Here is a 9,429-nt window from a genome sequence, read left to right on the forward strand (position 1 = left end):
CTATAGATTTTTCGAATTTGCTACTAATTCAAGCAAGATGAGGGAGGATATATTAGAGGTGTCAAATAATGTGAAAGATGTAAGCTATGTCGCACAAAACTGTAAAAACCTCAAATGAACTTAGTGAAAATACCAAAAAAATGCTTGATAATAACAATATTTTAGACAAGAATTTGCAAAGTATTCAAACAGAGATGAATAATATATCAAACTATTTCAAAAGAGCTTGATGCCTAAAGCTTTAGAGCTTAAAAGGAAAATAGATATATTTTCCTTTTAGTTAGGCTAGTCACTAGCTTCATTAGCAAGTTTTTCTCTATGCCACTCGCCTATGCTCATATCTTCTAAAAGAATATGCTCTAGCAACCATTTTTGCACTACTATGTATAATTTTTCCTTTAAATCATTAGTAGTTTTAATGGTTTTTACTATTTTTACCATTTCTTCTGTTATATGCTTATGTGCTACTCTATGGTATTCTAATTGAGGATAGCCTATTTCTTGCATATAACCCTCTTCGTGACTAAAATGATCTTTCATATAGTTAAAAAGCTCAGTTAGCATAGCTTTTATCTCATCTTGAGTTACATTTTCGCCAGCTGTTTTTTCTATCTTCAAAGCTATTTCAAAAAGCTTTTTGTGTTGAGAGTCTATTTGCTCGTTACCTATACAGTATTTTTCGTCCCAAGATGGTATAACCTTTGGCATAAACCCCCCCCCCCCTTTTTTTTTTTTTTTTTTTTTTTTAATATTTTTTTTTTTTAATTTTTTATTATTTTTTTTTTTTTTTTTTTTTCCTTTTTTTTTTTTTATTATTTTTTATCCAATTATATTTTTTTTTTTGGGTTTACCCCCCCCCCCCCTTTTTTTTTTTTTTTTCTAAACACAAATTTTACACATTATACGCCAAGAAAGCTTATATTCACTTTACAAGCGATGATATACTTTTAAAATTATCTCCCCTAGCTTCTACCATAAGACCAAATAAAAAAGTTTCTACATTTATAACCTTAACACCACTTTGTCTAATAAATTTTAAGGCATTTTCGTGATTTTGCACGGTTCTTGAGCTCATAGCGTCCTCTACCGCATACATATCATAACCAAGCTCTAAACCCTGAATCAGACTTTGTAACATACAAACATGGCTTTCTATTCCAAAAAGTATAATTTTTTTGCAAGAGATTTGCTTTATTATTTGTGCTATGTTATCATCATTGAAAATAGAAAAAGAAATTTTTTCAAGGCATAAGCACTGAATTTTATCATCATCTTTGTTAAAATCTTCAAATTTATCTATCTTGCAAAATTCTATTTCGCTGTGTGTATGACCTAGACCTTTTGGATACTGTTCTGTAACTATAGTTTTTATATTAAATAATCTACTCGCTTCTAAAAGAGTATTTGAATTTTTTAAAAGAACACCCTTATTTTGCATAACAGAAAAAAGTTTTTCTTGTATATCTACGCAAACTAGCAAACACTCATTTGCTTCAAATAAAGCCTTTTTTTGCATTGGTAAATCCTTTTTTTATTTATTATAGCTAAAAAAACGATTTTTATAAAGTTATTTATTTAAATTTTCACTTAAAAAATTTCTAAATTCTTTTATCCTTTCTATCATAATAGGGCTTAATCTCAAAAGAACATGAGTGTTATCATATAATAGAATTTGCCCATTTTTGTAAGCATTGGTGTTTTTTAACACCTCGTTTTGTGTTATTAATTCTTTTATGTCTCTTGCACCTATGCCTATTATTATAAGATCCGGATTTTGTTTTAGTATAAACTCAGAGCTTATAATAGGTCTTTGAATTTCACTTTTCATACTCAAGTTTTTTATACCAAGTCCCCTTAAAATATCCGCTATTAAAGAATTATCTGTAAATGCCATTAAAGGAGAGCTTGAAAAAAGAAAAATAGCACTTTTGTTAAAACTATCTTTTTTAAATTCTTGCATATCTTTTTCGAATTTTACTATCAAATCATCTGCTTCCTTTGTTTTATTTAAAATTTCTCCTATTTTTTTTATGTTTGTTTTCATATCTGAAAGTTCATTTGCTTCTAAAAACATAGTTTTTATGCCAAGTTTTTCTAAACTATCCTGCAAATTTAAAGAATACTGGCTAAGTATTACTAAGCTTGGTTTAAGAGAGAAAATTTTTTCTAATGAAGGGTTTGAAAAAGTTCCGACAGAATTTAGTTTTTTTGTTTTATCTTCTGGATAGATATTTGAGTGCTGCAAAGATGCTATACCTACTATCTCATCACCGCCCCCTAAAAGATATATGATTTCTATACTTGCTGGATCTAGCACTACAAGTCTTTGTTTTGCGTAAATAAAGCTAGATATTAAAAGTAAAATAACTAATGGTTTTTTCATAATTTCTCCTTTAAAGCTAAAATATATGGTTTATCATCTCTGTATATGAGTTCACATTTAAGATTATAAACTTCTTTTAGAATTTCTTTTGTAAAAAGCTCTTTGGCACTTCCTTTATAAAGCATTTTTCCTTCTTTTAAGAATAATATTTTATTGCAAAATAAAGAAGCTAAATTTAAATCATGTAGCACACATATCACAGTCAAGCCTTTCTCTTTTACAAATTTTTCACATATTCCTAAAGCTTGCACACAGTAGTTTAAATCTAGAGCTGAAGTTGGTTCATCTAAAATTAAAATTTTAGGCTTTTTTAGCAAAGCACGAGCTAAAAGCACTCTTTGAAATTCACCACCACTTAGTGAAAATGCTGTTCTTTGCAAAAGTTTTTCAATACCAAAAACCTTAGCCTTTGATATAACATCTTCTATATCTTCATCACTGTAAGATGAAAAAGAGTATTTTAGCTCAAGATATTTTCCCATTAACAGTATATCTATAACCTTTAGAGGTGTGTTAAGTCCAGAGCTTTGCGGAACAAAGCCTATGAGTTTTGCGTATTCTTTGATAGTGTAGTCTTTCAAATTTTTTCCTAGCACAAAAATTTCTCCCTTATAAGCACTTAAACTTTTTATAAGTATTTTTAACATTGTGCTTTTTCCACTACCGTTTGGACCTAAAATTCCAAAAAAATCACCATATTCTACTTCAAAGTTAAGATCTTCTAAGATAGTTTTATCGTAAGCAAAATTTACTTTTTTAAATTCTATCAATCTATTCTCCTTATTTTTAATGCTAAACACAAGAATATAGGTGCACCTATTAAAGATGTTATTATGCCTATAGGAATTTCTACAGGAGCCAATGCAAATCTTGCAAAAGTATCGCAAACAAGTAAAAACAAGCCTCCAAACAGTGTACAAAGCGGTAAAATTTTAGTGTTATCATAATCCCTTATAATAACTCTTACCATATGCGGAATGATAAGCCCGACAAAGGCTATAAGTCCTGTAAATGCTACACCAAATGAAACTGCTATTGATGAAACTACTAAAAGTATTTTTTTAAGCTTTTTTGAATTTACTCCCATACTCAAGGCTTCATCATCTGTGCTTAATATAATATTTAACTCATTTCTATGAAAATAAAAAATACCTAAGCACAAACACAAAGCAAAAGCTAATAAAGCTACTCTAAGATAAGATACTATCCCAAGATAACCCATTAGAAAGGCTGTTATTTTAAAGGATTGTTCTCCTATAATATAGCTTAAAAAAGAGCTTATGCTACCCAAAAAAGTAGCTACTGATATCCCTATTACAAGCAATGTGGAAAGAGAAGCATTAGAAGCTATCCTAAATATAAGTAAAGAGAAGGCACAGGAGCATAAAAAGCCCAAAATTCCGTAGTAAAAATCAGACATACCAAGCATATAGGCTAGGGTAGCTCCAAAAGCTGCTGTTGAAGCTATACCTATGATATATGGATCTGCTATTGGATTTGAAAAGACTGTTTGAGTTATAGTGCCAGAACTTGCTAAAAGCATACCAACTAATATAGCCATTAAAACTCTAGGCAATCTTATATCTATTATTATTTGATAATATAAATCATTTGAAAAAATTTCCATAGGATTTATAACTTCATCACCAATGCAAATAGCTAAGAAAAACATAACAAAATAAGCTAAAACAGTAAAAACACTAAACATAAATAATCTAGTTCTAAACATGAAAATCCTAATATTTATACTTAAACTGCAAATAATAAGATCTACCGTTTCCAGGTAAATACTGATCAGAGATTGAATTTTGATAAGTATAATACTTTTTATCAAATAAATTTTTTATACCTGCTAAGACTTGCAAATTGTCGTATTTAAAGGTAGCACCCAAGTCTGTTAAGAAATAATCCCTAATCCAAGCATTGCCTACCATTTTGCCAGTGCTGTCATTTACTGAACCACTATCCTTTGATCTTGAAAAATAAGTCAAATTAACAAAGCTTGACAAATATTTATTAAAGCTAAAGTCTACGCTAGCTGTGCTTTTTACGCGAGAAACATAAGGTATTAGTTTTCCTTTGTTTATACCACCTGATATTTTTGCATCTATATAACTTAAGCTTTGCTTTGTTACTAATCTATCATCTATAAAGCTTTGTTCTAAAATTACTTCGGCACCATAACGTCTGGTTTTATCTATGTTGTAGTAGTGCCAAAATGAACCACCTGTTGCATGTGGATTTCCAAGGTATGAAATTTCATCCTTGCTTTGTGTGTAGAAAAAGTTGATTTGCCATTTGTGAAAATCCCACCAAAAGTCTTTTATACCAAGTTCGTAAGTTTGGTATTTTTCAGGAACTAAATTTGATGTATAGTAGTTTCCTCCCGCACTAGGTGCATTTTTACTTACCAACTGTGCTGGGGTTGGGCTAATAAAAGAGCTTTCAAATTTCAAATACACAGAGCCTGTATCAGAAAATTTTACATTAGGTGTTATTTCAAAAGCATAGTTTAAAGTATCTTTATCCTCTATTGTGAAAGGTGAGCTTTCAAATGTATCCGGAGCTCCGGGATTACTAAAATCCATGTTATTTATATAAAGCCTATCTCCTTTATATTTTGCATACTCCATTCTAGCTCCACCTGATAAATAAAAAAAATCATTAAACGAGTGAGAATCAAGCAAGAATACAGAATGGCTTTGCTTGTTTAAATTTACTGTTGTATCCATATGATGTGAGAATATAGGAATAGAGTAATACGTTATACTTTTTCTTTTTGCATCATGATTTAAAAAGTCATAGCCAAAAACTAAATAAGAATTATCCAAATAATCAAACTTAGCCTTTAAATTCACACCGGATAGTATATCCTCAAATCCAGATCCATCTTGATAGGCATTTGTACCACCCATACTAGTTACATCTTTTTCATATCTTATTTCTTGATATTGATAAAAAGCTTTAGCCATAAATTCAAACTGATCACTAAATTTATGTGAAAAATCAAGGCTTACTTCTGGTCTTGTTATGTTTGTTATATTATCCCCGCTTCCTTTTTGTCTAGGATCAGATTCTATTTGTTCCTTGGTAAGATATCCTGTTGAGGTGTTTTTTGTATCAAAATACGATAAACTTAAGCCAAGTTTTGAAGCCTCATCGTTAAAATCAAACAAAGCCTTAGCATTTGCGTAAAAACCTTTTTGAGAATAACCATCTTGAAAACCCTGTTCATTAAAACCTTTTATATCAAAATTTAATGATAGATTTTCATTTATATTTTTGTCTATACCTAGATCTATATCTCCAAACATACCTCTTTTATCATATCCACCTCCATTTAAGGCGACTTCAAATCCATCTTGTTTTTCTTTTTTTGTGATGATGTTTATCACCCCCCCCCGTGTGCCGTTTCCATACAAAACCGAACCGCCTCCGGGTATTATCTCTATCCTTTCTACTGTTGATAAATTTATACCATCAAGCGGAGTTACACCGTGGGAATTATCTAAAACATTTATAGGTCTACCATCTACCATAACCTTTACTGATACATTTGATTTACTACCTTGCCCTCTCATGTCTATATTTCTTCCAAGCCCAAAATTTACAAAGGATATACCTGATACTCTTTCAAGTGCTTGTTCTAAAGATATATATCCTTTATCTTGCAAATCTTTTGAACTAATTACTATAACATTTCTTAAGTTACTATCTGCATCTTGTTCAAAACCACTTGCTGAGATAACTGTTTCTCCTAGATTGTAACTAACAGTTTGATTTTGATCGGCAAATAAGCCCGATGATAAAAGAGCTAAAAATGCCATTTTAGACAATCTCATAGAATCTCCTTAAAAAAATATTTAAAAAATATAATAATAATGATATATATTATTAATAAAATTGAAAGTGAAAATTTATAATAATAATTATTAAAATTAAATAAATTTAATATAAATTATTAAAAAACTTGTATATATGGTATTTTATTTGCAATTTTTCAAATTTTAAGAATCTTTTAATATGATAAATATTATTATTTTTTTGCAAATTTTTTTATAAAGGAAATACGAATGAATTTTGAATCTGTTATATCTCATATGAATGAACATCATAAGGATAGTCTTATTGATTTATGTAAAAAGTTTGGTGGCATTGAAAAAGCAGAAAATGTAAAGCTTGTGAGTGTTGATTTTGAAGGCTTAGATATAGTTTGTAATGCTAAAAATATAAGAATTGAATTTCCAAGAAAGGCTGATGAAAATAGCTTAAAAGACATTATCATAGAGCTTTGTAAAAGTGCTAAATCAAGCTCAAACACAGATGAGATAAAAAGCGAGATTAATTCCTTTATGCTTTCTTTTAATTCTGTTTGTTTAGCTACTTTAAATAAAGATGGCGAAGTTACTTGCTCTTATGCACCTTTTGTTAGCACAGAATTTGGAAATTTTATCTATATAAGTGAAGTGAGTGAGCATTTTGATAATATCAAAGCAAATCCAAATAACATCGAGCTTATGTTTTTAGAAGATGAATGCAAGGCAGCTTCTGTCATACTTAGAAAAAGACTTCGTTATAAAAGCAATGCTTCTTTCTTAGAAAGAGGAGAGCTTTTTGATAAAATTTATGATGAATTTGAAAGACAAACGGGCGGTGCTGGCGGCATAAAAACTATACGCACTATGCTTGATTTTCATCTTGTTAGACTTGATTTTGGCAAGGGACGCTTTGTGAAAGGTTTTGGACAAGCTTATGATATAGATAAGGATAAGATAAGCCACGCAACAGCTGGAGCAAGAGGAAATCCTCATAAATTTCCTCACAAATAAGATTAGACTAAGGTCTAATCTTAAAATTTCTTTTTATTTACATCCTCCATTAAATCATTTGCCATTTCATTTACTTCTTTTGTAACATCATTTGTATTATTAGCAATACCAACATTTTCTCTTGTAACAGATTCAAGAGAGCTTATAGCCTCATTAATCTGTGAAATTCCTTCAGTTTGCTCTTTTATAGAAACTGCCATATCATTTATGCTTTGCACGAGTAAATTTGATGAGCTTTCTATCTCTGTTAGAGATTTACTAGTTTTTTCTGCAAGTTGTCTTACTTCATCAGCAACTACAGCAAAGCCTCTGCCGTGTTCTCCAGCTCTTGCTGCTTCAATAGCTGCATTTAGTGCAAGTAAATTTGTCTGATCTGCTATATCTTTTATGATTGTAATCACTGATTTTATCTCATCTGTTTGTTGTATAACCTGTGTAGTTCTATCAGAAACATTATGCATAGAAGAGGTGATTTGCTCTATAGCCGCAGCACTTTGCTCTAAAGAATTTGCTTGCATATTTGAGCCATCAGTTAGCTTTTGCATAAGTTCGCTTAATGAGGATAATTTAGATGAAAGAGTTTGGGCAAATGAAGCAGATGTGTTTAGCATTTTTCTTATCTCATCTCCGAGTGTATTTGTAACAAGTTCAACTCGTCCTCGTGCATTATCTATATCGGTTGTAAAATCAAGCTTAGTATAAGAGTTAAACACTCTTTCTATCTCGTTAATATTTGCACCTATTTTATCTTGCATAGTTTGAAGCATTTTATTTAAGACCTGTCTTAACTCCTCTAATTTTGGATTATAAGGCACTTCAGTTATTCTAGCTGTTAAATCTCCACTTTCTATCTTTTTAACAACATCAACACTTTGTTTTACTGCCGCTGAATCTTTGTCAATGCCCGTTTGAGTTAATCTTATACTTCTATTTATTTCAACCGCCATTTTTCCAAGCTCATCATCAGCGGTAGGTTTTAAATCGGCAGGACATTTGTTGCTTTCATAATTAAGGCATTTGAAAAAAGCTTGCAAATGATTTAAAACGTTATTTAATCTTATAGATATATTCTTTTTCATATAGTAAGATACAAATAAAATAATCACAAGCAAGGAAGTGATGATAGATATAATAACTGTTCTTTGCATATCATTAACAACGGCATTTATTGATTCTGTGGGTGCTAAAACACCAGAAGTCCAATAAATACCCGTATTATGTCCTACTTCAAAAGTGCTTATAGCCATTTTAGATTCAAATCCTTGTAAAGATTGATAGTCATAAGTTCCATCTTGTCTATTTCTAATATGTTCTGCTATTTTAACAGTGTATTCGTGACTATTTGTTTCTAAAAGTCCTTTGGCTAAGGTTTCTCTATTTGGATGAACACCCATAATTAAGTTATGAGATAATAAAACTCTATAATCACCCTTAAAGACTGATAATTCAGGGTCTAAAATAGTTTTTTGTAAAAGCTCCATATCTATTAGCATTCCAATGGCTCCTATTAAATCTCCTTTTTGATTTTTAATAGGAAAAGATATAGCAGCTTCTAAAATATTGCTTCCGTCAAAATTTATAAAAGTTGGGTCTCCTACGCTTACTTTGCCAGTATTCATCACATCTTGCACTGTTTTAGCATTTACCATATTTTCATCTGCTTGTAAAATTTCTATACCACCTTCTTTATCTGTTTGAGAATCTTTTATAAGCAACATAAATTCGCCATTAGCAAGCCTATTTCTAGGATCAAGTATAGCATCGCCTTTATAAGCACTATCTTTTATATAAACATAAGCGGCTAAAGCCCAATTAGAAGAATCAAGCATAGCTATAGCTGAATTTATCATAGACCTTTGATTAAAGTCGGAAGGATTATTAATATTTCTTTGTATATCAAGCTGAGAGGAAGCTATGGTAGCATATAGCTCATTAAGATAGCCAGAAGCACGTCCTTCAATTTCTCTTGAAACAGAATTTAAAAGTTCTATCGAGGACTTTTCTTGCTCTTGCGTTACCTTGCTTAATACAAAATAAGACATCACACCCATACAAACCAAAACCACAAAAACTATATTTATAATAGCCTTTGTGCCAATACTAAGTTTTGAAAACATTTATTCTCCCCCTTATTTTATAAATGTTAAAAACTAATTTTAACTCCAGACCTCCCCCCCCCCCCCACCCACCTGCATGATATTGTATAGACTCTTAATA

9 protein-coding genes are annotated in these 9,429 nt (G+C 30.5%); 2 read left to right on the top strand and 7 right to left on the bottom strand.

Annotated features, from left to right (window positions below; all coding sequences use genetic code 11):
- The first annotated feature begins 86 nt into the window (after positions 1 to 86).
- The gene (locus tag Q0J35_RS08170) at positions 87 to 230 is read left to right on the top strand and encodes a hypothetical protein (protein ID WP_297195342.1); all 144 of its coding nucleotides are present in this window, start codon (positions 87 to 89) and stop codon (positions 228 to 230) included.
- 55 nt (positions 231 to 285) lie between these two features.
- On the opposite strand, the gene Q0J35_RS08175 is transcribed toward Q0J35_RS08170, so the two are convergent.
- The 6 genes from Q0J35_RS08175 to Q0J35_RS08200 form a co-directional block, all read right to left on the bottom strand.
- Positions 286 to 708: a hemerythrin family protein gene (locus tag Q0J35_RS08175; protein ID WP_297195344.1), complete on the bottom strand. Its 423-nt coding sequence runs from the start codon at positions 706 to 708 to the stop codon at positions 286 to 288.
- Between the two features lie 214 nt (positions 709 to 922).
- A complete protein-coding gene (locus Q0J35_RS08180; RefSeq protein ID WP_297195346.1) occupies positions 923 to 1,516 on the bottom strand; it encodes an isochorismatase family protein in 594 nt (197 codons plus the stop codon).
- A 51-nt stretch (positions 1,517 to 1,567) separates the two neighbouring features.
- Entirely contained in the window at positions 1,568 to 2,383 is an 816-nt protein-coding gene (locus tag Q0J35_RS08185) for an ABC transporter substrate-binding protein (protein ID WP_297195348.1), read from the bottom strand.
- Positions 2,380 to 3,153: an ABC transporter ATP-binding protein gene (locus tag Q0J35_RS08190; RefSeq protein WP_297195350.1), complete on the bottom strand. Its 774-nt coding sequence runs from the start codon at positions 3,151 to 3,153 to the stop codon at positions 2,380 to 2,382. The genes Q0J35_RS08185 and Q0J35_RS08190 overlap by 4 nt, the downstream gene beginning before the upstream one ends.
- Entirely contained in the window at positions 3,150 to 4,112 is a 963-nt protein-coding gene (locus Q0J35_RS08195; RefSeq protein WP_297195352.1) for an iron ABC transporter permease, read from the bottom strand. The genes Q0J35_RS08190 and Q0J35_RS08195 overlap by 4 nt, the downstream gene beginning before the upstream one ends.
- A 7-nt stretch (positions 4,113 to 4,119) precedes the next feature.
- Positions 4,120 to 6,210, bottom strand: coding sequence for a TonB-dependent receptor (locus tag Q0J35_RS08200; RefSeq protein ID WP_297195358.1), 2,091 nt, complete (start codon positions 6,208 to 6,210; stop codon positions 4,120 to 4,122).
- A gap of 246 nt (positions 6,211 to 6,456) precedes the next feature.
- Here Q0J35_RS08200 and Q0J35_RS08205 point away from each other — a divergent pair, with 246 nt between their 5' ends.
- Positions 6,457 to 7,212, top strand: coding sequence for a HugZ family heme oxygenase (locus Q0J35_RS08205; RefSeq protein ID WP_297195354.1), 756 nt, complete (start codon positions 6,457 to 6,459; stop codon positions 7,210 to 7,212).
- 20 nt (positions 7,213 to 7,232) lie between these two features.
- Here Q0J35_RS08205 and Q0J35_RS08210 read toward each other — a convergent pair whose 3' ends face one another.
- Positions 7,233 to 9,329 (bottom strand): methyl-accepting chemotaxis protein, encoded by a 2,097-nt coding sequence (locus Q0J35_RS08210; protein ID WP_297195356.1) that lies wholly within the window; start codon positions 9,327 to 9,329, stop codon positions 7,233 to 7,235.
- Between the last annotated feature and the right edge of the window lie 100 nt (positions 9,330 to 9,429).

It is taken from the genome of uncultured Campylobacter sp., assembly GCF_944323605.1.
GTDB lineage: Bacteria > Campylobacterota > Campylobacteria > Campylobacterales > Campylobacteraceae > Campylobacter_D.